Source organism: Streptomyces sp. NPDC107498 (genome assembly GCF_055582805.1).
The window spans coordinates 221,882-243,206 of record NZ_JBVJPE010000006.1 but is presented as its reverse complement, the minus strand read 5'-3'; the positions used below and the strand labels follow the sequence as shown (position 1 = coordinate 243,206).

The 21,325-nt window shown below is 68.8% G+C and carries 21 protein-coding genes, 1 tRNA gene and 1 pseudogene; 12 read left to right on the top strand and 11 right to left on the bottom strand.

Annotated features, from left to right (window positions below):
• Nucleotides 1-342: 342 nt before the first annotated feature.
• The 4 genes from ACZ66Z_RS13705 to ACZ66Z_RS13690 form a co-directional block, all read right to left on the bottom strand.
• Entirely contained in the window at nucleotides 343-921 is a 579-nt protein-coding gene (locus ACZ66Z_RS13705) for a hypothetical protein (protein WP_469934147.1), read from the bottom strand.
• Nucleotides 918-2,171, bottom strand: a complete 1,254-nt coding sequence (locus tag ACZ66Z_RS13700; protein WP_469934146.1) for a DUF7224 domain-containing protein — start codon at nucleotides 2,169-2,171, stop codon at nucleotides 918-920. Before ACZ66Z_RS13700 ends, ACZ66Z_RS13705 begins: the two co-directional genes overlap by 4 nt.
• Entirely contained in the window at nucleotides 2,168-2,914 is a 747-nt protein-coding gene (locus ACZ66Z_RS13695) for an ABC transporter ATP-binding protein (RefSeq protein ID WP_469934145.1), read from the bottom strand. The genes ACZ66Z_RS13700 and ACZ66Z_RS13695 overlap by 4 nt, the downstream gene beginning before the upstream one ends.
• Nucleotides 2,915-2,991: 77 nt before the next feature.
• Nucleotides 2,992-3,342: a hypothetical protein gene (locus ACZ66Z_RS13690; RefSeq protein WP_469934144.1), complete on the bottom strand. Its 351-nt coding sequence runs from the start codon at nucleotides 3,340-3,342 to the stop codon at nucleotides 2,992-2,994.
• A gap of 528 nt (nucleotides 3,343-3,870) precedes the next feature.
• Between ACZ66Z_RS13690 and ACZ66Z_RS13685 the strand changes: the two genes are divergently transcribed.
• Both ACZ66Z_RS13685 and ACZ66Z_RS13680 read left to right on the top strand, forming a co-directional pair.
• Nucleotides 3,871-3,996 (top strand): hypothetical protein, encoded by a 126-nt coding sequence (locus ACZ66Z_RS13685; protein ID WP_469934143.1) that lies wholly within the window; start codon nucleotides 3,871-3,873, stop codon nucleotides 3,994-3,996.
• Nucleotides 3,993-4,304: a hypothetical protein gene (locus ACZ66Z_RS13680; protein ID WP_469934142.1), complete on the top strand. Its 312-nt coding sequence runs from the start codon at nucleotides 3,993-3,995 to the stop codon at nucleotides 4,302-4,304. Before ACZ66Z_RS13685 ends, ACZ66Z_RS13680 begins: the two co-directional genes overlap by 4 nt.
• On the opposite strand, the pseudogene ACZ66Z_RS13675 reads toward ACZ66Z_RS13680, so the two are convergent.
• Together ACZ66Z_RS13675 and ACZ66Z_RS13670 are read right to left on the bottom strand one after the other, a co-directional pair.
• Nucleotides 4,255-5,239: pseudogene (locus ACZ66Z_RS13675) on the bottom strand (IS5 family transposase). The gene ACZ66Z_RS13680 and the pseudogene ACZ66Z_RS13675 sit on opposite strands and share 50 nt — an antisense overlap.
• Nucleotides 5,240-5,505: 266 nt before the next feature.
• Nucleotides 5,506-5,576: transfer RNA gene (locus ACZ66Z_RS13670), tRNA-Gly, on the bottom strand.
• Nucleotides 5,577-5,995: 419 nt separating this feature from the next.
• On the opposite strand from ACZ66Z_RS13670, the gene dcd reads away from it, so the two are divergent.
• On the top strand, nucleotides 5,996-6,571 hold the full coding sequence (dcd, locus tag ACZ66Z_RS13665; RefSeq protein WP_469934141.1) for a dCTP deaminase: 576 nt from the start codon (nucleotides 5,996-5,998) through the stop codon (nucleotides 6,569-6,571).
• Nucleotides 6,572-6,584: 13 nt separating this feature from the next.
• Entirely contained in the window at nucleotides 6,585-7,082 is a 498-nt protein-coding gene (locus ACZ66Z_RS13660) for a phosphoribosyltransferase (protein ID WP_469934140.1), read from the top strand.
• A 104-nt stretch (nucleotides 7,083-7,186) separates the two neighbouring features.
• On the opposite strand, the gene ACZ66Z_RS13655 is transcribed toward ACZ66Z_RS13660, so the two are convergent.
• The 3 genes from ACZ66Z_RS13655 to ACZ66Z_RS13645 form a co-directional block, all read right to left on the bottom strand.
• Nucleotides 7,187-8,089 (bottom strand): Yip1 family protein, encoded by a 903-nt coding sequence (locus ACZ66Z_RS13655; RefSeq protein ID WP_469934139.1) that lies wholly within the window; start codon nucleotides 8,087-8,089, stop codon nucleotides 7,187-7,189.
• Between the two features lie 186 nt (nucleotides 8,090-8,275).
• A complete protein-coding gene (locus ACZ66Z_RS13650) occupies nucleotides 8,276-10,534 on the bottom strand; it encodes a heterodisulfide reductase-related iron-sulfur binding cluster (protein WP_469934138.1) in 2,259 nt (752 codons plus the stop codon).
• Nucleotides 10,535-10,641: 107 nt separating this feature from the next.
• On the bottom strand, nucleotides 10,642-11,139 hold the full coding sequence (locus ACZ66Z_RS13645) for a sugar transferase (protein ID WP_469934137.1): 498 nt from the start codon (nucleotides 11,137-11,139) through the stop codon (nucleotides 10,642-10,644).
• A gap of 203 nt (nucleotides 11,140-11,342) precedes the next feature.
• On the opposite strand from ACZ66Z_RS13645, the gene dnaK reads away from it, so the two are divergent.
• The 4 genes from dnaK to ACZ66Z_RS13625 are packed head-to-tail and all read left to right on the top strand — an operon-like array spanning nucleotide 11,343 to nucleotide 15,527.
• Entirely contained in the window at nucleotides 11,343-13,184 is a 1,842-nt protein-coding gene (gene dnaK / locus ACZ66Z_RS13640) for a molecular chaperone DnaK (protein ID WP_469934136.1), read from the top strand.
• A complete protein-coding gene (gene grpE, locus ACZ66Z_RS13635) occupies nucleotides 13,181-13,858 on the top strand; it encodes a nucleotide exchange factor GrpE (protein ID WP_469934135.1) in 678 nt (225 codons plus the stop codon). Before dnaK ends, grpE begins: the two co-directional genes overlap by 4 nt.
• 33 nt (nucleotides 13,859-13,891) lie before the next feature.
• The gene (gene dnaJ / locus ACZ66Z_RS13630; RefSeq protein WP_469934134.1) at nucleotides 13,892-15,061 is read left to right on the top strand and encodes a molecular chaperone DnaJ; all 1,170 of its coding nucleotides are present in this window, start codon (nucleotides 13,892-13,894) and stop codon (nucleotides 15,059-15,061) included.
• A gap of 4 nt (nucleotides 15,062-15,065) precedes the next feature.
• Nucleotides 15,066-15,527 (top strand): heat shock protein transcriptional repressor HspR, encoded by a 462-nt coding sequence (locus ACZ66Z_RS13625; RefSeq protein ID WP_469934133.1) that lies wholly within the window; start codon nucleotides 15,066-15,068, stop codon nucleotides 15,525-15,527.
• Nucleotides 15,528-15,607: 80 nt separating this feature from the next.
• On the opposite strand, the gene ACZ66Z_RS13620 is transcribed toward ACZ66Z_RS13625, so the two are convergent.
• Nucleotides 15,608-16,588 (bottom strand): helix-turn-helix transcriptional regulator, encoded by a 981-nt coding sequence (locus ACZ66Z_RS13620; protein ID WP_469934132.1) that lies wholly within the window; start codon nucleotides 16,586-16,588, stop codon nucleotides 15,608-15,610.
• Between the two features lie 133 nt (nucleotides 16,589-16,721).
• On the opposite strand from ACZ66Z_RS13620, the gene ACZ66Z_RS13615 reads away from it, so the two are divergent.
• Together ACZ66Z_RS13615 and ACZ66Z_RS13610 are read left to right on the top strand one after the other, a co-directional pair.
• Nucleotides 16,722-16,934: a hypothetical protein gene (locus ACZ66Z_RS13615; protein WP_469934131.1), complete on the top strand. Its 213-nt coding sequence runs from the start codon at nucleotides 16,722-16,724 to the stop codon at nucleotides 16,932-16,934.
• A 7-nt stretch (nucleotides 16,935-16,941) separates the two neighbouring features.
• Entirely contained in the window at nucleotides 16,942-17,259 is a 318-nt protein-coding gene (locus ACZ66Z_RS13610; protein WP_469934130.1) for a (2Fe-2S)-binding protein, read from the top strand.
• A gap of 134 nt (nucleotides 17,260-17,393) precedes the next feature.
• Here the strand turns inward: ACZ66Z_RS13610 and ACZ66Z_RS13605 are convergent, their stop codons facing one another.
• Complete coding sequence (locus ACZ66Z_RS13605) at nucleotides 17,394-17,798, bottom strand: pyridoxamine 5'-phosphate oxidase family protein (RefSeq protein WP_469934129.1); 405 nt, start codon at nucleotides 17,796-17,798, stop codon at nucleotides 17,394-17,396.
• Nucleotides 17,799-17,920: 122 nt separating this feature from the next.
• Between ACZ66Z_RS13605 and clpB the strand changes: the two genes are divergently transcribed.
• Nucleotides 17,921-20,512 carry an ATP-dependent chaperone ClpB gene (clpB, locus tag ACZ66Z_RS13600; protein WP_469934128.1) on the top strand — a complete coding sequence of 864 codons (2,592 nt, stop codon included), beginning with the start codon at nucleotides 17,921-17,923 and terminating at the stop codon, nucleotides 20,510-20,512.
• Nucleotides 20,513-20,755: 243 nt separating this feature from the next.
• Nucleotides 20,756-21,304, top strand: coding sequence for a YbjN domain-containing protein (locus tag ACZ66Z_RS13595; RefSeq protein ID WP_469934127.1), 549 nt, complete (start codon nucleotides 20,756-20,758; stop codon nucleotides 21,302-21,304).
• Nucleotides 21,305-21,325: the final 21 nt, after the last annotated feature.

Here is a 21,325-nt window from a genome sequence, read left to right as displayed (position 1 = left end):
TGGAGGGGAGGCCGCCGCACCACCCGGCCCCTCTCCACGCACGGGCGCGGCCCTCCTCCTTCGTCCGCGCCGCCACGAACTTCACCCTTCGGACAACGACGAAGCCCCAGGTCGCTGACCTGGGGCTTCGTGCGAAGAGCGGATGACGGGAATCGAACCCGCGCTATAAGCTTGGGAATCACCCGGCACTCCGGCCGTCGTGTAGCACTTGACCTGCGAAAACGTGCTGTCTGGCGGTGATCGGGAGGGGCTCGGATTGCCCTGTCGTGACCGCTGTTCACCGCCCTGACTGGCACGTAGTGGCACGCGTCATTCAGCGCGCTGCGTTCGGGAAGCGCCACCTCACGGTGAGATACCGCGGTGCTTCGTCGCCGACACCTTCAACGCGACGGCGAAGAGGGCGACCGCTACTAGCCATGCGCCCACGCTTCGGGCCGGGTAGAGAGCGAGGGCCCACCACGTGTGGGATGCGTGGCCACTGGCGTCGTAGGCGCGGCCGAGCATGAGGTTGAGGATGAGGAACAGCAGTCCGGCTGCTGCTGCGGTCGCCTCGTTGGCGAGTCGCCACGTGAGGAGGGCGAGGGCGAGGAGGAGGGTGATGTTGCGGGCGACGTCCAGTCCAACCACTAGTCCCGCTCCGTGTGCGAGCACCGCGGTAAGGATCAAGGCGCCCTGGTCGAACCGGCGGATGGAGACCACAGCTGTGCTCTCCGCCGAGGGGAGTCGCCGTTCCAAGCAGTACATGACGGCGATGACGATCACAACAGGGGTGAAGTAGGCGACGCGTGCGCCAGCCATGCCGCCTGTCAGACTCGGAACGGGAACCTCGCTGGTCCCCACCGTCCCGCTCACCACCAGGAGAAGGACGAGCGCCAAAGGCACAATCCACCAGCGACGCACGACGATCGCATATCGGTTCATGAGATGTCCCGGGGACAGTGCCCTCCGCTCACCGCGACCCTGTCGAACCAGTCGAGCTGCTCGTTGGTAGGAAGACGGCGGACCTTTTGGAGTGCGGCCCAGTCGGTTTCGAGCATCGCTTGGCGCATGGCCTGTTCGTCCACCCCGATCACCAGGGCAGCCCAGGCGGATGCGACAGCGCTGGGCTGGCGACAGTCGGGCCCGCCTGCGAGCGCAGCGGTGCCGACTACTGCCGACTGGGCCAGACTCACTGCGTACTGACCAGGGTCAGGCTGGGAGTGGACCGGAGAGAGCGACCAGTACAACGGCCATGTCCCCGGCTTGAGCGGGACCGCGTCGGAGGTGATGCGCAGCTCTTGGGGTGAAGTGAGGCCAGCAGCCTTGAGCCGAGAAAGGGGGACCAGCGCATCCCGGCGCAGTTGCTCCGCGTACTGCTTGTATTCCGGCGGCACACACACCCTAGGGGCGTCTTCCACACAGGTCATGGTGACGTTTCGGGGACTCGTCGGCCGTTGGTAGCCCCAGCCGTCAACCAGGATGCGACCGCCTGCGAACGTGATCGCCAGGACGACGCCGCCGGCGACTGCACCCCAGGCGCGTCGGCGCATATGGGCGAAGAGCCAGACGGCAAGGGCCATCCCGGCGACGACGGCCCACGGCACGGTGTACACGGCGGACGTGCGGACGTCGGTGACGGTCGAGGTCCCGTCGGTGAAGCCGCCGAGGTGGCGGACCCACGGGTTGGCCAAGGTGTGCGGTATGGAGAGCCAGGCCCAGCAGCCGATTCCGGCGATGGGCGCCGCGATACTCCTGGGCAACACCATTCCCAGGCACCAACCGATGATCAGCCAGCCGAGGGGAAGCACGATCAGATGCGCCACGGCGAGCCACCCGGCGTCACTCGGCCACACACCTGCGGCCCTACGGGCCATCACGAGCGCCCCAACAATGAGGAGGAGGTGCAGGAGCAATACGGGCGTGACAGCCCGGAAGAGCTGCTGAGCAAGGGGGCGTGCACCGACGGCTCGTACAGCGCCCAGTAGACGGTGGCGGCCCGCTTCCCATGCGGCGGCCCCGGCCACAGCCGGGGCGATGATCGCCATGCCGTAGGCCGCGAGCTCCCCGGACACCACCCCGTATTCCGACGGTGCGGTATGGGTGACGTCGTCGATGTACAGACCCGCGTAGAACATGGCGGGCAGAGCCAGCCACAGTGTGGCCGAAGAACGGAGGTTCGCCCAGATGATCACTCGGCCGCCTCCAACAGCGAGGCATAGGCGCTCTCCAGGCGTCGACCCGGCGCGCAGCCGGGTTGGGCATGCGCGGCGAATTCCTCGACTGCTCCCCTGAACCTTGACCGGCCCGACTCCAGGACGACGACCTCGTCGAATGCCTCATCGAGATCGCCGATGTCATGGGTGGAGACGATCACATTGACGGTGCCGCGCAGCGAGATCAGCAAATCGAGGAATCGACGCCGCTGGTGTGGATCAAGCCCGACAGTCGGTTCGTCGAGAAGCAACAAATCCGCTTCGTGGACGAGTGCTTGAGCAATCGCGATCCGCTGCTGCTGGCCACCGGACAGAGTCTTGACCTTGTTGTTCATCTTGTCCGTGAGGCCGACCCTCTCGATCGCCTCTGGTGCCGCGCGCCAGGCGGCACGCTCTCCCATGCCCTTGAGCCAACCCACATACGCCACGTGCTCCCTGCACGTCAGTCCCGGGAGGAATCCGGGGCGCTGCGGCAGCCAAGAAACCTTGCGCCGATACGTATGCACGGCTCGGCGGCTTGCCGGGTCGAGCCGCCCGTACCGGACGAGTCCCGACTGAGGTTGCAGGGCGCTGGCGCCGAGGGAGAGCAGAGTGCTCTTGCCCGCACCGTTGGGCCCGAGGAGAACCGTGTGACCAGGAGCGAATTCCAGGTCGAGCCGGTCGAGAATGGGTCGGGATGTGCGGGGATAACGGAAGGTACAAGACTGGTATTGCAAGGGCATGGGTGGTACCTCGGCGCCGGGAAGAGGTACCTCCGGCCCCACGCGCGCAAGGCACGGGGGGCCGGAGGAACAGGTTGTCAGTAAGTGACGGTAAGCGACCTAACCGTCAGCGAGAGGTTTACTCCCGCTTCGTTCACAGCGAAGTAGTAGTCCCCGGAGCCGTGATCGGACCAGTTGCCGGTCGAGGTGGAAGTGCTGCTGGCGAAGCACTGGGTGAACACCGCCGTCGCGTAGGCCGGGTCGGGCCCGAAGGTGTCCTTGCGGAGGCGGACCTCTGCGCCCGTGCCGTTGCTGGTGCAGCCAGTGAACTTGATCGTCGTAGCACCACCGGTGTCGGTCCAGCGCCGGGACTCGTAGCCGGGCAGAACCCCCGTCAAATAGCCGCTCCAACTCGATGCCTGAGCGGGCGGGGTGAGGATGCCCAGCACAGCGGCGGCACCAAGAACAACGGTGCCTATTCGACGGCCGGACTCACGCAAGGCAGTGAGGCGTGTAGATCTTACAGGTTCCCCCCCTTGGGAAGTTGACAAAGACGGCCATGACGGTAGGCAGCGCAATAGGGTTCGATCAACGATCAGTGGTGTTTCGGCCGTGAGTTCGTCACATCGACATGCTGGGTGGCTGAGATTTCTCCGGATTCCGCGTTGACGCGCGGTCATGGGGGCGTGGGCTTGGCGTAGTCGGTAACGCCGTCATGATGGGACAATTTCGGCCCTCCGGGGTCGGTAGCGGCGTCACTGCGGTGACTGGTCCGCCAGCGTATTCGCCAGGTCCAACGCGGTGGAGTGCTGATCCGGGCGCTCAGGGACGGCATCGCGGAGGGTCGTGAGCAGGTGTGGCCACTGAGGAGCGTCGGCGATGGGAAACTGCCCACGGGCGACGAGGCGGCGGATTTCAGATCCGGCGAGGACTTGTCCGGCCGATCATGGTTGTGGGAAGTCGGGCATGATGCCCGGGTGAGCATCATCGTGAAGTTCTTCGTGGCGCCGGACGACACGTCAGCGGCTCTGAGCCTCCAAACCGGGCCGGGACGGGCATTCGAGTCGCTCTCCTTTGGCAACTTCGATCCCGAGGGGCAGTGATCGAGTGGGAATGCCTTCTGGCCGGCGGCAGCTTCGAGGAACTCGCCGATGCCGGTGAGCCTCGCATCGTCGCCGGCCAGGACAACGACGGGTGCGTCGTCTTCGCTATCTCGTCTCGCCTGTCCACTGCACTCGCGGACGCCGGGCACTCCAGGTTGCGGGACATCGCCATTTCATGGGCTCACCTGCGCGCGGAGGATGACGAGGCCATCGACACGGAGATCGCCGAGGCGATCGTCGGTGAGCCGGCTGGTCTCGTCAGCAGCGCCCGGCGCCAGGATCACGACGTCTACTGCTGGGTCGCGTAGGAGTTCGTGTTCGGAGCCAGACGGCGACGGCCGCCGCGGTGGCGGTGCCGAGGAAGACGTAGCCGCGTTTGTCGTAGCGAGTGGCGACCGCCCGGGGCTGCTTCAGGCGGTTGGATCGCCCGCTCGACGGTGTTGCGCTTCTTGTAGCGGTCCTCATCGAAGCCGGGCGGTCGGCCACCGCGTGCGCCCTTGCGCCGGCGAGCCGCCTGGCTGTCGGTCTTCTCCGGGATCGTGTGGCGGATTCCCCGCCGTCGCCGGTACTCGCGAATGGGACCGTTGCTGTAAGCCTTGTCGGCCGCGAGGCTGTCCGGCTTCTGGCGCGGCCGTCCTCGGTCAGGTCTCGGCACTCGGATCTTCTCAAGGACCGGCTTGAACGGGGTGCAATCTGCCCGCTGACCTGGAGTGACGACCAGGGGCAGTGGCCGGCAGCGGCCGTCCGCGCTCAGGTGGAGCTTGCTGGTGAACCCGCCCCGCGAGTGGCCCAGGCCCTTACCTCCAGCACCACCTCCACCAGGCGGGCGACGAGACTCTGCCACGGCGTCTCGTCCTGGTGTTCCACCCGCGGCCCCTTTTGATCCCGGGGCCGGAGGCGCATCGGTGCGGGCGCCGGCCGCATGCTGATGCGGGCGGACGATGGTGGAGTCGACCGAGATGTCCCAGTCGATCTCGCCCGCCGCATCCGCTGCGGCCTGGACCTGCTGGAGCAGACGTTCCCAGGTTCCGTCGGCCGACCACAGGCGATGGCGTTCATAGACGGTCTTCCACGGGCCGAACCGTTCGGGCAGGTCACGCCACTGCACCCCGGTCCGCACCCGGTGCAAAATCCCGTCGATCACCTGCCGATGAGCCCGCCACCGGCCACAACGCCCGTTGCTCACCGGCAGGAACGGACGCAGCCGTTCCCACTCGGCATTCGTCAGATCACCCCGCCCCATGCCCACAGCAACGACTCGGGCACGGAGTAGTCACATGATCGGCCGGACACGTCCTAGCCACGCGGTCGGCCTCGGAGGGGGCGATTCCCGAGACAGGCGGCGATTCTCTCGGCAGGCACCCCGGCACAGGTGGTGCAAGGTGGTGCGCCGCGTGCCCTTTGGGCTGGGCATTTCCGCGAGATAGGGCACGCGGAGGGCACAGCGGCCCCCAACAGGTCTGGACAACGACGAAGCCCCAGGTCGCTGACCTGGGGCTTCGTGCGAAGAGCGGATGACGGGAATCGAACCCGCGCTATAAGCTTGGGAAGCTCATGTTCTACCATTAAACTACATCCGCGCAGCGGCCGGGTGATCCGTGCCGCATCGTTGCACACTGTACCCCATGCGCCACTTGAGGCGAAGTTCTCGCCTCCGGCTGTGCCGAGCGGCGTGCGGAGTGCCGCGTGGGAGGGCACCCCCTTCATCCCCTAATGTGGCTGATCGTCCACCACAGGTGTAGGGGAAGGGACTTGATGGCTTCGATGGAGCGCACCGTCGTCCGTTGTGCCGAAGGGCATGTTTTCAGTACCGCCTCGTTCCCGCTTCAGCAGCTCGGCGCCGGGAGGATCGGGCCCGCGCGGCTCATCCGGTGTCCGCGGTGCGCGCGGTTGCGGCACGCGGTGCAGGTGGAGGCCGGACGGCGCTGAGCCGTGAGGTGCCCGGGCGCGGTCGCCTGCCGATTGGGGCAGGTCCGCGCCCTCTGCGTATCGTGGGGGCGTGCTTCTCTCAGACAAGGACATCCGGGCCGAGATCGATGCCGGGCGGGTGCGCATCGACCCGTACGACGAATCCATGGTGCAGCCCTCGAGCATCGACGTGAGGCTTGACCGCTTCTTCCGGGTGTTCGAGAACCACCGCCATCCGCACATCGACCCCGCCGTCGAGCAGCACGACCTGACGCGCGAGGTCGAGCCGGAGGGCGACGAGGCGTTCATCCTGCACCCGGGCGAGTTCGTGCTCGCCTCGACCTACGAGGTCATCACCCTGCCGGACGACATCGCCTCGCGTCTGGAGGGGAAGAGTTCCCTGGGGCGGCTCGGGCTCGTCACGCACTCGACCGCCGGGTTCATCGACCCCGGTTTCTCGGGGCACGTGACCCTGGAGCTGTCGAACCTCGCCACCCTGCCGATCAAGCTCTGGCCGGGGATGAAGATCGGCCAGCTGTGCATGTTCCGGTTGAGCTCGCCCGCCGAGTTCCCGTACGGGAGCGAGCGGTACGGCTCGCGGTACCAGGGCCAGCGGGGGCCGACGGCCTCCCGCTCCTACATGAACTTCCATCGGACCCAGGTGTGAGGCGGTCGCAGGCATGAGTGAAGTACGCGAGAACCTGACGTACGAGGGCTTCGGCAGCGCCGTCCGCGAGCTGGCGCAGACCATCGCCGACGACGGCTACGAGCCCGACGTCGTGCTCTCCATCGCCCGCGGCGGCGTCTTCGTCGCCGGCGGTCTGGCCTACGCCCTGGACTGCAAGAACATCCACCTCGTGAACGTGGAGTTTTACACCGGCGTGGGGACGACGCTGGAGATGCCCGTCATGCTCGCGCCCGTCCCGAACGCGATCGACTTCAGCGACAAGAAGGTGCTCATCGCCGACGACGTCGCCGACACGGGCAAGACCCTCAAGCTCGTCCACGACTTCTGCGTCGACCACGTCGCCGAGGTCCGCTCCGCCGTCATCTACGAGAAGTCCCACTCCCTCGTGAAGTGCGAGTACGTGTGGAAGAAGACCGACGAGTGGATCAACTTCCCCTGGTCGGTCGAGCCGCCCGTCGTGAAGCGCGAGGGTCAGGTCCTCGACGCCTGACGGTGCCTGACGGCGACTGACGACGCCTGCCCCCCTGTCGTACGAGAAAGGCCCCCACCGCACCAGGTGGGGGCCTTTCTCGTACGTCGGTCAGGGCGTCGGCGTCACAGCGTGCCCAGTTTGATCAGGCTCAGCAGCGCCACCAGCTGGATCGCCGACGCGCCCAGTGCCTTCGGCCACGGCAGGTCGTGCGAGCGGCTCACCATCAGGGTGAGGAGCGCGCCCAGCGCCAGCCAGGTCGCCCATCCCAGGACCTGCACCAGGCCGTTCTCGCCGCCCAGGAAGAGCGCGAAGACCAGGCGCGGCGCGTCCGTGATCGACATGATCAGCATCGACAGGCCGACGGTCGGCTGCCAGGCCCCGTCGCCGCCCAGCTGGCGCGCGAGGGTGTGCGTGACCGAGCCCAGGATCAGCCCGCCGAGCACGAAGCCGAGGGCCGTCATCAGGACGTACGGGATCGTGCTGGAGATCGTCGCGTTGAGCGCCTCTTCGCGGGCCTTGTCGAAGCCGAAGATCGCGAGGAGCCCGTAGAGGAACGTGACGATCAGCGCCGGGCCCCAGACGGCGTGGTCCCGCATCCGCAGGAACGTGTCCGCCGGACGGAGCACGATGCCGCTCAGGAGCTGCTTCCAGGGGAGCCGGGGGCCGGTGGGCACGGGGGCCGCGCCCGCGTCGTACGTCGCGGCGTCGCCGTACGGGTCGTCGACGCTGAACATCTGGGTGTGGCCCGGGTTGTTCGCCGCCGCGTGCTGCTGCTGGTGGTGCTGCTGCTGCGGGTCGCCGAAGTACTCCGGCTCCCCGTAGGCCTGCCCCTGCTGCCCGTACGACTGTCCCCGCTGCCCGTACGACTGCCCGTACGGCTGCCCCTGCGGCTGCCCCTGGGAGGGTTGCCGCCACTGCTGCTGCGGGTGGGGCGGCGGGGCCGCGTTGTACCCGTACGGCGCCTGCTGCGGTCGTTGTTGCGGGGGGCGGTTGTCCCGGCCGCGTCCGTTCCTGAATCCAGCCACGCCTTGAACGTACCCGCTTCCGCCGTGCGACCGCGCCTCAGGCCCGTCCTTGCCACTGAGCTGTGACATCCCCTAGGGGAGGCACGCAGCGAAAAGGGCCGCCCCGCGTCCTCACGCGGGGCGGCCCCTTCACGTCTCCGGGATCGGATCTGCTGGATCAGATCTCCGGGATCGGATCTCCGGGGATCAGACGGCCGGCTCCGGCTCCTCGGCGGCCGGCTCCTCCTCCGGCTCGACCGGGGTCTTCACCGAGTCCAGGAGCAGCTGGGCGACGTCCACGACCGTGACGGACTCCTTGGCCTTGCCCTCGTTCTTCTTGCCGTTGACCGAGTCGGTCAGCATGACCAGGCAGAACGGGCAGGCGGTGGAGACGATGTCCGGGTTGAGGGACAGGGCCTCGTCGACGCGCTCGTTGTTGATGCGCTTGCCGATCCGCTCCTCCATCCACATCCGGGCACCGCCGGCGCCGCAGCAGAAGCCGCGCTCCTTGTGGCGGTGCATCTCCTGCTGGCGCAGGCCCGGGACGGCGGACATGATCTCGCGCGGCGGCGTGTAGACCTTGTTGTGGCGGCCCAGGTAGCAGGGGTCGTGGTAGGTGATGAGGCCGTCGACCGGGGTCACCGGGATCAGCTTGCCCTCGTCGATGAGGTGCTGGAGCAGCTGGGTGTGGTGGATGACCTCGTAGTCGCCGCCGAGCTGCGGGTACTCGTTGGCGATGGTGTTGAAGCAGTGCGGGCAGGTCGAGACGATCTTCTTCGCCGACTTCGGCTTCTTCGTCGACTCGTCCTCGTCGTCCTCGCCGAAGGCCATGTTCAGCATCGCGACGTTCTCCTGGCCGAGCTGCTGGAACAGCGGCTCGTTGCCCAGGCGGCGCGGGGAGTCACCGGTGCACTTCTCCTCGCCGCCCATGATCGCGAACTTGACGCCCGCGATGTGGAGCAGCTCGGCGAAGGCCTTGGTGGTCTTCTTGGCGCGGTCCTCCAGGGCGCCGGCGCAGCCGACCCAGTAGAGGTAGTCGACCTCGGTGAGGTCCTCGACGTCCTTGCCGACGATCGGGACCTCGAAGTCGACCTCCTTGGTCCACTCGACGCGCTGCTTCTTGGCCAGGCCCCAGGGGTTGCCCTTCTTCTCCAGGTTCTTGAGCATCGTGCCCGCCTCGGACGGGAACGCGGACTCGATCATCACCTGGTAGCGGCGCATGTCGACGATGTGGTCGATGTGCTCGATGTCGACCGGGCACTGCTCGACGCAGGCGCCGCAGGTGGTGCAGGACCACAGGACGTCGGGGTCGATGACGCCGTTCTCCTCGGCGGTGCCGATGAGGGGGCGCTCGGCCTCGGCCAGGGCGGCGGCGGGAACGTCCTTGAGCTGTTCCTCGGACGCCTTCTCGTTGCCCTCCATGTCCTTGCCGCCGCCCGCGAGCAGGTACGGCGCCTTGGCGTGCGCGTGGTCGCGCAGCGACATGATGAGGAGCTTCGGGGAGAGCGGCTTGCCGGTGTTCCAGGCGGGGCACTGCGACTGGCAGCGGCCGCACTCGGTGCAGGTGGAGAAGTCGAGGATGCCCTTCCAGGAGAACTGCTCGACCTGGGAGACGCCGAAGACGGCGTCCTCGGCCGGGTCCTCCCAGTCGATCTCCTTGCCGGCCGTCGTCATCGGCTGGAGCGCGCCCAGGGCGGTGGAGCCGTCGGCGTTGCGCTTGAACCAGATGTTCGGGAAGCCGAGGAAGCGGTGCCAGGCGACGCCCATGTTGGTGTTGAGCGAGACCGTGATCATCCAGGTGAAGGACGTGACGATCTTGAGGCACGCGAAGAAGTAGGTGAGGTACTGGATCGTGCTCAGGTCCAGGCCGTCCAGGAGCGCGATCAGCGGGTACGAGGCGAAGAAGCCCGGCTCCCAGCTCGTCACGTGGTGCTGGACGCCCTCGAGGGCGCGGAGCGTCATGATGCAGACGCCGACGATCAGGATGACGGCCTCGACGAAGTACGCCTGGCCGGTCTTGGAGCCGGCGAAGCGGGACTTGCGGCCCGCCTTGGTCGGCTTGCTCAGCTGGCGGATGACGATGAGGGTCACGATGCCCAGGACCGTCATCAGGCCGAGGAACTCGGTGAAGACCTCGTACGGCAGCCAGTCGCCGATGAACGGGATCAGCCAGTCGGCCTCGAAGAGCTGACCGAAGGCGTTCACGATGGTGAGGAGCAGCGAGAAGAAGCCCACCGCCACGAACCAGTGCGCGAAGCCGACGATGCCCCAGCGGTTCATGCGCGTGTGGCCGAGGAATTCCTTGACCAGCGTGATGGTGCGCTGCTTGGGGTCACCGGTGCGCGTGCCGGCCGGGACCGGCTGACCGAGCCGCACGAAGCGGTAGATCTGCACGGTGGCGCGGCCGAACAGCGCGACGGCCACCACCGTGATGGCGATCGACACGATGATCGCGGCGAGTTGCATGACGGGCTCCTCGGGCGGGCCTACTAAGCGGTAACTTATTGAGTTCCTGCTGAGATTACCCGGTCACGGCGCCACGCTGTAGCGGCGCTCGCGGTGATGTGTGTCGCTCAGGCAAACCTTGCCGCACGACGCCTGCGTACTGCTGGAAGCGTACGCGCAAGGACCAGCAGATCCATCCCCAGCCAGTGGTGGTCCACATAGTGGAGGTCGAGCAGCTCGCGCTCCTCCCACGGCAGGTCCGAGCGACCGCTGATCTGCCACGGTCCGGTGAGGCCGGGGCGTACGGAGAGCCGGCGTCCGCCCGCGCCCGCGCACTCCCGGTGGGCCGGGGCCAGCGGGCACGGTCCGACGAGCGACATCCGGCCCGTGACGACGTGCAGCAGCAGCGGCAGCGCGGCGAGCGGGCTCTTCGTGCGGAAGGTCAGCATGGTGAAGGGCCGCCCCTCCAGCCCGGCCACCGTCCGGCGGCGCAGCACCGTGCCGCCGCCGCCCAGGGCGACGGACAGGGCGGTGCCGACGATCAGCGGCGAGAGGGTCAGGAGCAGGAGCGTCCCGCCCGCCACGTCGAAGGCGCGCTTCGCCGTCACCACGCGCTTCGCCGTCATGCGGTCACATCCTCCGGCGGTCATCCTGGGATATGTCCGGACTCTCTCACGGCGGCCCGGGCGAAGGGCGGGAACGACGCGCCCGTTGAGCGCCGCGACCGACGAAGAGTTGAGTCGACTTGACTCAGGTCTGTTGACGTGCTTCGGTTCCTCGTGCATCCTTGAGTCAGTTCCACTCAAGTCGGTCAGCTGGAGGAATCGAAATGGCACGTGCGGTCGGCATCGACCTGGGCACGACTAACTCCGTCGTCAGCGTTCTGGAAGGCGGCGAGCCCACCGTCATCACCAACGCCGAGGGCGCCAGGACCACGCCGTCCGTCGTCGCCTTCGCGAAGAACGGCGAGGTGCTCGTCGGCGAGGTGGCCAAGCGCCAGGCCGTCACCAACGTCGACAGGACCATCCGGTCGGTCAAGCGCCACATGGGCACCGACTGGAAGATCGACATCGACGGCAAGAGCTTCAACCCGCAGCAGATGAGCGCCTTCATCCTGCAGAAGCTCAAGCGCGACGCCGAGGCGTACCTGGGCGAGAAGGTCGTCGACGCGGTCATCACCGTCCCGGCGTACTTCAACGACTCCGAGCGCCAGGCCACCAAGGAGGCCGGTGAGATCGCGGGCCTCAACGTCCTGCGCATCGTCAACGAGCCGACCGCGGCCGCCCTGGCCTACGGCCTCGACAAGGACGACCAGACGATCCTCGTCTTCGACCTCGGTGGCGGCACCTTCGACGTGTCCCTCCTGGAGATCGGCGACGGCGTCGTCGAGGTGAAGGCCACCAACGGTGACAACCACCTCGGTGGTGACGACTGGGACCAGCGCGTCGTCGACTACCTGGTGACGCAGTTCCAGAACGGCCACGGCGTGGACCTGGCCAAGGACAAGATGGCCCTCCAGCGCCTCCGCGAGGCCGCCGAGAAGGCGAAGATCGAGCTCTCGTCCTCGACCGAGACCACGATCAACCTGCCCTACATCACGGCCTCCGCCGAGGGCCCGCTGCACCTGGACGAGAAGCTCACGCGCGCCCAGTTCCAGCAGCTCACCTCCGACCTGCTCGAGCGCTGCAAGGTGCCGTTCCACAACGTCATCAAGGACGCGGGCATCCAGCTCTCCGAGATCGACCACGTCGTCCTCGTCGGCGGCTCCACCCGCATGCCGGCCGTCGCCGAGCTCGTCAAGGAGCTGACCGGCGGCCAGGAGGCCAACAAGGGCGTCAACCCGGACGAGGTCGTCGCCATCGGCGCCGCGCTCCAGGCCGGTGTCCTCAAGGGCGAGGTCAAGGACGTCCTGCTCCTCGACGTGACCCCGCTGTCCCTCGGCATCGAGACCAAGGGCGGCATCATGACCAAGCTCATCGAGCGCAACACCACGATCCCGACCAAGCGGTCCGAGATCTTCACGACGGCCGAGGACAACCAGCCGTCCGTGCAGATCCAGGTCTACCAGGGCGAGCGCGAGATCGCGGCGTACAACAAGAAGCTCGGCATGTTCGAGCTGACCGGTCTGCCGCCGGCCCCGCGTGGCGTCCCGCAGATCGAGGTCGCCTTCGACATCGACGCCAACGGCATCATGCACGTGACCGCGAAGGACCTGGGCACGGGCAAGGAGCAGAAGATGACCGTCACCGGCGGCTCCTCGCTGCCGAAGGACGAGGTCGACCGGATGCGCCAGGAGGCCGAGCAGTACGCGGAGGAGGACCACCGCCGCCGCGAGGCCGCCGAGTCCCGCAACCAGGGCGAGCAGCTCGTCTACCAGACGGAGAAGTTCCTCAAGGACAACGAGGACAAGGTCCCCGGTGACGTCAAGGCCGAGGTCGAGGCCGCGCTCGTCGAGCTGAAGGAGAAGCTCAAGGGCGAGGACACCGCCGAGATCCGCACCGCCACCGAGAAGGTCGCGGCCGTCTCGCAGAAGCTCGGCCAGGCGCTGTACGCCGACGCCCAGGCCGCCCAGGCCGCCGGCGGCGACGCCGGTCAGGCCCAGGCGCAGGACGACGACGTCGTCGACGCCGAGATCGTCGACGAGGACAAGCCGAAGGGTGGCCAGGCGTGACCGAGGAGACCCCGGGCTTCGAGGAGAAGCCCGACGTCCCCTCCGGCGCCACCCCTGACGACGCCGCCGAGGCCGTCGAGTCCGCGGAGGACGCGACGGCCCCGGCCGGGGACGCAAGCAGCCAGAAGTCGGCACAGGCCGCGGGCCTCACCGCCCAGCTGGACCAGGTGCGCTCCGCGCTCGACGAGCGCACCGCGGACCTCCAGCGGCTCCAGGCCGAGTACCAGAACTACCGCCGCCGCGTGGAGCGGGACCGGGTCACGGTCAAGGAGATCGCCGTCGCGAGCCTCCTGTCCGAGCTCCTGCCCGTGCTCGACGACGTCGGCCGGGCCCGGGACCACGGCGAGCTCGTGGGCGGGTTCAAGTCGGTGGCCGAATCGCTGGAGACCGTCGTCGCCAAGATGGGTCTGCAGCAGTTCGGCAAGGAGGGCGAGCCCTTCGACCCGACGATCCACGAGGCCCTGATGCACTCGTACGCGCCGGACGTCACCGAGACGACCTGCGTGGCGATCCTGCAGCCCGGGTACCGGATCGGCGAGCGGACCATCCGGCCCGCCCGCGTGGCCGTCGCCGAGCCCCAGCCGGGCGCGCAGGCGAAGGCGGAGGAGTCGGAGGACGCCGGCAAGGCCGGCAAGCCCGACACGTCCGACACGTCCGATCAGGACAGCGAGTAACAGCCGTACCCGCACGCGGGAGGAGGGACGTCGATGAGTACGAAGGACTTCGTCGAGAAGGACTACTACAAGGTTCTCGGCGTCCCCAAGGACGCCACCGAGGCCGAGATCAAGAAGGCGTACCGGAAGCTCGCCCGCGAGAACCATCCGGACGCCAACAAGAACGACGCGAGCGCCGAGGCGCGCTTCAAGGAGATCTCCGAGGCGAACGACGTCCTCGGCGACCCCAAGAAGCGCAAGGAGTACGACGACGCCCGCGCCCTCTTCGGGAACGGCGGCTTCCGGGCCGGCGGCCCGGGCGCCGGCGGCTCGTTCAACTTCGACCTGGGCGACCTCTTCGGAGGCGCCCAGGGCGGGGCGGGCGGCTTCGGGGGCGGCGGGATCGGTGACGTCTTCGGCGGACTGTTCAACCGCGGCGGGGGCGCCGGCCGCACCCACCCGCGGCGCGGCCAGGACATCGAGTCCGAGGTGACCCTCAGCTTCACCGAGGCCATCGAGGGCGCGACCGTGCCGCTGCGGATGTCCAGTCAGCAGCCGTGCACGGCGTGCTCGGGCACCGGCGACAAGAACGGCACGCCCCGGGTGTGCCCGACCTGCGTCGGCACCGGGCAGGTCTCGCGCGGCAGCGGCGGCGGCTTCTCGCTCACCGACCCGTGCGTGGACTGCAAGGGCCGCGGCCTCATCGCCGAGAACCCCTGCGAGGTCTGCAAGGGCAGCGGGCGGGCCAAGTCCTCCCGCACCATGCAGGTCCGCATCCCGGCGGGCGTCAGCGACAACCAGAAGATCCGTCTCCGCGGCAAGGGGGCGCCGGGCGAGCGCGGCGGGCAGAACGGCGACCTGTACGTCGTCGTGCACGTCGACGAGCACCCGGTCTTCGGCCGCAAGGACGACAACCTCACCGTCACGGTGCCGGTCTCCTTCTCGGAGGCGGCGCTCGGCGGCGAGATCAAGGTGCCGACCCTCGGCGGCCCCGCGGTCACCCTCAAGCTGCCCGCGGGCACCCCGAACGGCCGGACCATGCGCGCCCGGGGCAAGGGCGCGGTCCGCAAGGACGGCACGCGCGGCGACCTCCTGGTGACGGTCGAGGTGGCGGTGCCCAAGGAGCTGGACGACAAGGCACGAGAGGCCCTGGAGACCTTCCGGGAGGCGACCGCCTCCGAGGACCCGCGGGCCGAGCTGTTCCAGGCCGCGAAGGGAGCGTGACCCGGTGGAAGGGCGCCGACGGCAGCCAGGTTTGGGCAACAGGGCGTTCGAACTGACCGACGAGTCGCCGGTGTACGTCATCTCGGTGGCGGCCCAGCTCTCCGGTCTGCACCCGCAGACCCTGCGGCAGTACGACCGCCTGGGCCTGGTCTCCCCGGACCGCACGGCCGGACGGGGCCGCCGCTACTCGGCCCGTGACATCGAGCTGCTCCGTCAGGTGCAGCAGCTGTCGCAGGACGAGGGCATCAACCTGGCCGGAATCAAGCGGATCATCGAACTGGAGAACCAGGTCGCGGCGCTCCAGGCCCGGGTGTCCGAGCTGTCGGCGGCGGTCGAGGGCGCGGCGGCGACGCTGCGCCAGCGCGAGGCCCAGGTGCACGCCTCGTACCGCCGGGACCTGGTGCCGTACACCGACGTGCAGCAGGCGAGCGCCCTCGTGGTGTGGCGCCCGAAGCGCGGCGAGTAGCCCTTCTCTCGTACGGGCGTGACGGCCGAGGCCCCCTCCACCACCGGTGGAGGGGGCCTCGGCCGTGTCCGGGACGGTTGTCAGTCGTCCCGTTCGAGGATGCCGGACTGGGCGATCAGATAGCCGAGCTGCGCCCGGCTGCCGCTGCCGAGGGCGGCGGCGAGCTTGGCGATGTGCGCCCGGCAGGTCCGCACGTTCATCCCGAGCCGGCGGGCGATGGCCTCGTCGACGTGCCCCTCGACGAGGAGCCGGGCGATGGACCGCTGGACACCGCCGATGCCGTCGGTCTTGATGTCGTACGGGATCTCCTCCCGTATCGGCACCGCCAGCTGCCAGAACTGGTCGAAGACGCCGCCGAGGTAGGCGACCAGGCCGGGGTGGCGCAGCTCCAGGGCGACCTGGCGGTCGCTGCGGGCCGGAATGAAGGCGACCTCGCGGTCGACGATGATCAGCCGGTCGATGATCTCTTCGAGGGTGCGGACCTGGACCTCGGGGCCGACGTGCTCCAGATAGGTCAGCGTGAGCTCGGTGTGGCGCGCGGTGTGCTGGTAGAGCGTGCGCATGCTGATGCCGCGTCCCAGGAGCGGGGAGACGCGGTCGAGGGCCTCGCTGAGGGCCTGGGCGGGCCGCCCGCCGCCCGGCTGGACGGTGAGGAGTTCCCGGCGGCAGTTGGCCACGACGCGGTCGAGGGTCGAGTTGATGCGGTCGATGCCCTCGAGGACGGTGATGGCGTGCGTGGTGGGGGAGTCGTGGGCGCTGATGGCCATGAACGGCTCGAACGCGTCGGACAGGGCGACGGTGCGCCGACGGCGGTCGAGTATCTCCCGTTCGATCGGCTGGAGCAGCTGGGCGAGCGCCGCGGAGGGGGGAACCGGGCGCAGCCACTGCGCGTCGTCGGGGTCGGGGTGGAGCAGCGAGAGGTCGAGGAGGCAGGGCGTCTCGACCGCCTCTGACCGGGGTATTCGCCCGGTGCGCAGAGCGGCCGCATACAGCTCGGAGCCCGCTTCGCACAGTTCGGCGTGCGAATGAGGGTGACCTGTTTCGTCCGCTTGTTTCCGCATATGTACACCCCCAGGCTCCTGCATCTCAGGAACATGATGCCTGGGTTTGGTGGTGCAGGCGCAGAGAGTAAGCCATCGTCTTACTCGCGGGGGTTGGAAAAGAGACGTTGCCTTCAAGTGAGGTTGCTCGGTGATGATGAAGAAGCTCATACGTGCGGCGGCCGGAGTCGCCTTCATCGCGGCCGCCACAGTGGGCGCGGGAGTGGCCCTTGACCCGGGCTGGCACTCCGGGACGGCGGAGGTGCAGGCCGCTCAGCTCGACCCGGGCTGGCACCTCTCCGCCCCCACGCTCCTCGATGACCCGGGCTGGAGCGTGGCCCCCGCACAGGACCCCGGTTGGAGCTAGTCGGGACATGAATGTTCCCGATGACCCCAGGTTCCGCCGGGAGATGGCTTCGGCCTATCGCTCCGGCTGGCACTTCGTCGATCTCGCCACGGCAATCCCCCACCGTGGCGACTCGCTGAAGGTCACCCTCTTCGGAGAGCCGATCGTCGTCGCCCGTGAGCAGGACGAAGACGTCCGCGCGTACCGCTGTCTGCGCCGTCCCCGCGGCGCTCCGCAGCCCATCCGCTGTGCCATCCGGTACGGCATGATCTTCGTCAACCTCGATCAGCGGGACCATCAGCTGTTCGAACCGGAGGCCATCACCGCCACCCCCCGCAGTGCCTGAGCGATTCCCCCGTCGTTGTAGATCGCTCCGGCACTTCCCCCACACAGCGGCGCCATCGCGGACCTGAAACGCGATGGCGCCGCTGTGCTTTCCCCTTTTCCCGTCCGCTTCCCGTCCGCTTCCCGTCCGTGGGGTCAGGCGCGGCCCATCGCCCGGGTGAGGGCGATCTCGATGACGACCCGGTCCGGGTTCGGGGTCGGCGTGCGGCCGTAGCGCTCGGCGTAGCGGGCGACGGCGTCCGCGACCGTCTCGGCCTCCGTGCGGACGTGCGCGACGCCCTCCAGGGTGGCCCAGCGCCCCTTGTCGACCTGGCAGACCGCGACCCGCGCGCCGTCCGCGCCCGCCGCCAGGACGTTGGCGACCTTCCGGCTGTTCTTGTTGGTGATCACGCGCGCGTACCCGCCCTCGGGGTCGTACGTGACGCCGACCGCGACGACGTGCGGCGTCCCGTCCGGGCGCGGGGTGGTCAGGGTGCACATGTGGTACTCGCGCCAGAAGCTCAGGTACGAGTCGGAGGGGTTCCTCGGGTCTGTGGCCATGCCCGGAAACTACCCGCGGAAGGACTCCGCCTCACACCTTGAGCGGAACCGACTCAACTTTGTGTACCCTGGAGAGGTCATAGGAGGAGAGGTCCCACGAGAACCCAGAAGGAGCACCGCGCGTGGACGCCGAACTGACCAACAGGAGCCGGGACGCGATCAACGCGGCGAGCAGCCGCGCCGTGTCGGACGGACACGCCGACCTGACCCCCGCCCATCTGCTGCTCGCGCTGCTGACGGGCCAGGACAACGAGAACATCACCGACCTGCTCGCCGCCGCCGGCGCCGACCAGGCGCTCGTGCGCGCCGGTGCGGAGCGGCTCCTCGCCGACCTGCCGAGCATCACGGGGTCCACGGTCGCGCCCCCGCAGCCCAACCGCGACTTCCTCGCCGTCCTCGCCGACGCGGACAGGTGCGCCAAGGAGCTCGGCGACGACTTCCTCTCGACCGAGCACCTGCTCATCGGGATCGCCGCCAGGGGCGGCCGGGCCGGTGAGATCCTCGACCGACAGGGCGCGGGCGCGTCGACGCTGCTCGACGCCTTCGAGAACAGCAGGGGAGGACGCCGGGTGACCACACCGGACCCGGAAGGGCAGTACAAGGCGCTGGAGAAGTTCGGCACGGACTTCACCGCCGCCGCGCGCGAGGGCAAGCTGGACCCGGTCATCGGCCGCGACCACGAGATCCGGCGCGTCGTCCAGGTGCTGTCCCGCCGCACCAAGAACAACCCGGTCCTCATCGGCGAGCCCGGCGTCGGCAAGACCGCCGTCGTCGAGGGCCTCGCCCAGCGGATCGTGAAGGGGGACGTCCCCGAGTCCCTGAAGAACAAGCGGCTCGTCTCGCTCGACCTCGGCGCGATGGTCGCCGGCGCGAAGTACCGCGGCGAGTTCGAGGAGCGCCTCAAGACCGTCCTGTCCGAGATCAAGGACAGCGACGGCCAGATCATCACCTTCATCGACGAGCTGCACACGGTCGTCGGCGCGGGCGCCGGCGGCGACTCCGCCATGGACGCCGGCAACATGCTCAAGCCGATGCTGGCCCGCGGCGAGCTCCGCATGGTCGGCGCGACCACCCTCGACGAGTACCGCGAGCGGATCGAGAAGGACCCCGCCCTGGAGCGCCGCTTCCAGCAGGTCCTGGTCGCCGAGCCGACCGTCGAGGACACCATCGCGATCCTGCGCGGACTCAAGGGCCGGTACGAGGCCCACCACAAGGTGCAGATCAACGACTCCGCCCTGGTGGCCGCCGCGACCCTCTCCGACCGGTACATCACCTCCCGCTTCCTCCCCGACAAGGCCATCGACCTCGTCGACGAGGCCGCCTCCCGGCTCCGCATGGAGATCGACTCCTCGCCCGTCGAGATCGACGAGCTCCAGCGCTCCGTGGACCGGCTCCGCATGGAGGAGCTGGCCCTGAAGAACGAGACGGACGCGGCCAGCAAGCAGCGCCTGGAGAAGCTGCGGCGCGACCTCGCCGACCGCGAGGAGGAGCTGCGCGGCCTCACCGCCCGCTGGGAGAAGGAGAAGCAGTCCCTCAACCGGGTCGGCGAGCTGAAGGAGCGCCTCGACGAGACCCGCGGCCGCGCCGAGCGCGCCCAGCGCGACGGCGACTTCGACACCGCCTCCAAGCTGCTGTACGGGGAGATCCCGGCCCTGGAGCGGGAGCTGGAGGAGGCGAGCGAGGCCGAGGCCCAGCAGGAGTCCGCCAAGGACACCATGGTCAAGGACGAGGTCGGCCCCGACGACATCGCGGACGTGGTCGGCTCCTGGACCGGCATCCCCGCCGGCCGCCTCCTGGAGGGCGAGACGCAGAAGCTGCTCCGCATGGAGGACGAGCTCGGCAAGCGGTTGATCGGCCAGACCGAGGCCGTGCGGGCCGTCTCCGACGCGGTGCGCCGCACCCGTGCCGGGATCGCCGACCCCGACCGGCCCACCGGCTCCTTCCTCTTCCTCGGCCCGACCGGCGTCGGCAAGACCGAGCTGGCGAAGGCGCTCGCCGACTTCCTCTTCGACGACGAGCGGGCCATGGTCCGCATCGACATGTCGGAGTACGGCGAGAAGCACTCCGTCGCCCGTCTGGTCGGCGCGCCCCCCGGCTACGTCGGCTACGAGGAGGGCGGCCAGCTCACGGAGGCGGTCCGCCGCCGCCCGTACAGCGTGGTCCTGCTCGACGAGGTGGAGAAGGCGCACCCGGAGGTCTTCGACGTCCTGCTCCAGGTCCTGGACGACGGGCGCCTGACCGACGGACAGGGCCGGACGGTGGACTTCCGCAACACCATCCTGATCCTCACCTCGAACCTCGGCAGCCAGTACCTGGTCGAGCCGCTGACCTCGGAGGACGTGAAGAAGCAGCAGGTCCTGGAGGTCGTGCGGGCGAGCTTCAAGCCCGAGTTCCTCAACCGGCTGGACGACCTGGTCGTCTTCTCCGCGCTCGACCGGGCCGAGCTGGGGCGGATCGCACAGCTCCAGATCGACCGGCTCGCGAAGCGCCTCGCCGAGCGGCGCCTCACCCTGGACGTCACCCCGGAGGCCCTGGAGTGGCTCGCCGAGGAGGGCAACGACCCCGCGTACGGCGCGCGGCCGCTGCGCCGTCTGATCCAGACGGCGATCGGCGACCGGCTGGCCAAGGAGATCCTGGCGGGCGAGGTCGTGGACGGCGACACGGTCCGGGTGGACCGCTTCGAGGACGGGCTGGTCGTCGGGGCGGCGCGGTAACCCGGATTCTCAGGGGGCGAACGAGCCGAGGTGGAGTACGAGGGCGGCGCCGCCGTCCTCGTCCACCGCCTTCACGTCGACGCACAGCCGGATCCGCCACCGGGATTTCTTCTCCCCGTCCCCCATGGGCACGTGATCATGTCAGCTGGCAGCGGATCTTGCCTCTTGTGGACCGGCGGGGCTTGCCACGTACCGCCCGGCATGGGGGAGGATGGCGAGCATCCGTACGAAGGGAAATACACGGTGAGCATCGACCCGTCCTCGATTCCGAATTTCGGGGGCCAGCCCCAGCCTCAGGCCGCAGGACCGGCGGGCCCCGTCGTCCCCGACCAGGACCTCGTCAAGCAGCTCCTCGAGCAGATGGAACTCAAGTACGTCGTCGACGACGAGGGTGACCTCGCGGCGCCGTGGGAGGAGTTCCGCACGTACTTCATGTTCCGCGGCGAGGGCGAGCAGCAGGTCTTCTCGGTGCGGACGTTCTACGACCGCCCGCACTCCGCCGACGACCGCGTGAAGATCCTCGACGCGATCGACGACTGGAACCGCCGCACCCTGTGGCCCAAGGTGTACACCCACCTGCACGAGGAGGAGGACGGCTCCGCCACCCTCCGCCTCATCGGCGAGGCCCAGATGCTGATCGGCACCGGCGTCGCCCTGGAGCACTTCGTGTCCTCCACGGTCAGCTGGGTCCGCGCCTCCATCGAGTTCGACAAGTGGATCGTCGAGCAGTTCGGCCTGGAGACCCCGGAGACCGGGGCCGAGGCCCCCGAGGACGGCGACGAGCAGGCCTGAGCCTCCTCGCCCCGCGCCGAG

Coding starts and splice junctions, on each gene's coding strand:
- ACZ66Z_RS13705 (WP_469934147.1), bottom strand. CDS start 921: ATGAACCGATATGCGATCGTCGTGCGTCGCTGGTGGATTGTGCCTTTG.
- ACZ66Z_RS13695 (WP_469934145.1), bottom strand. CDS start 2,914: ATGCCCTTGCAATACCAGTCTTGTACCTTCCGTTATCCCCGCACATCC.
- ACZ66Z_RS13660 (WP_469934140.1), top strand. CDS start 6,585: ATGAGTGAAGTACGCGAGAACCTGACGTACGAGGGCTTCGGCAGCGCC.
- ACZ66Z_RS13650 (WP_469934138.1), bottom strand. CDS start 10,534: ATGCAACTCGCCGCGATCATCGTGTCGATCGCCATCACGGTGGTGGCC.
- ACZ66Z_RS13645 (WP_469934137.1), bottom strand. CDS start 11,139: ATGACGGCGAAGCGCGTGGTGACGGCGAAGCGCGCCTTCGACGTGGCG.
- dnaK (WP_469934136.1), top strand. CDS start 11,343: ATGGCACGTGCGGTCGGCATCGACCTGGGCACGACTAACTCCGTCGTC.
- dnaJ (WP_469934134.1), top strand. CDS start 13,892: ATGAGTACGAAGGACTTCGTCGAGAAGGACTACTACAAGGTTCTCGGC.
- ACZ66Z_RS13620 (WP_469934132.1), bottom strand. CDS start 16,588: ATGCGGAAACAAGCGGACGAAACAGGTCACCCTCATTCGCACGCCGAA.
- ACZ66Z_RS13615 (WP_469934131.1), top strand. CDS start 16,722: ATGATGAAGAAGCTCATACGTGCGGCGGCCGGAGTCGCCTTCATCGCG.
- ACZ66Z_RS13610 (WP_469934130.1), top strand. CDS start 16,942: ATGAATGTTCCCGATGACCCCAGGTTCCGCCGGGAGATGGCTTCGGCC.
- ACZ66Z_RS13605 (WP_469934129.1), bottom strand. CDS start 17,798: ATGGCCACAGACCCGAGGAACCCCTCCGACTCGTACCTGAGCTTCTGG.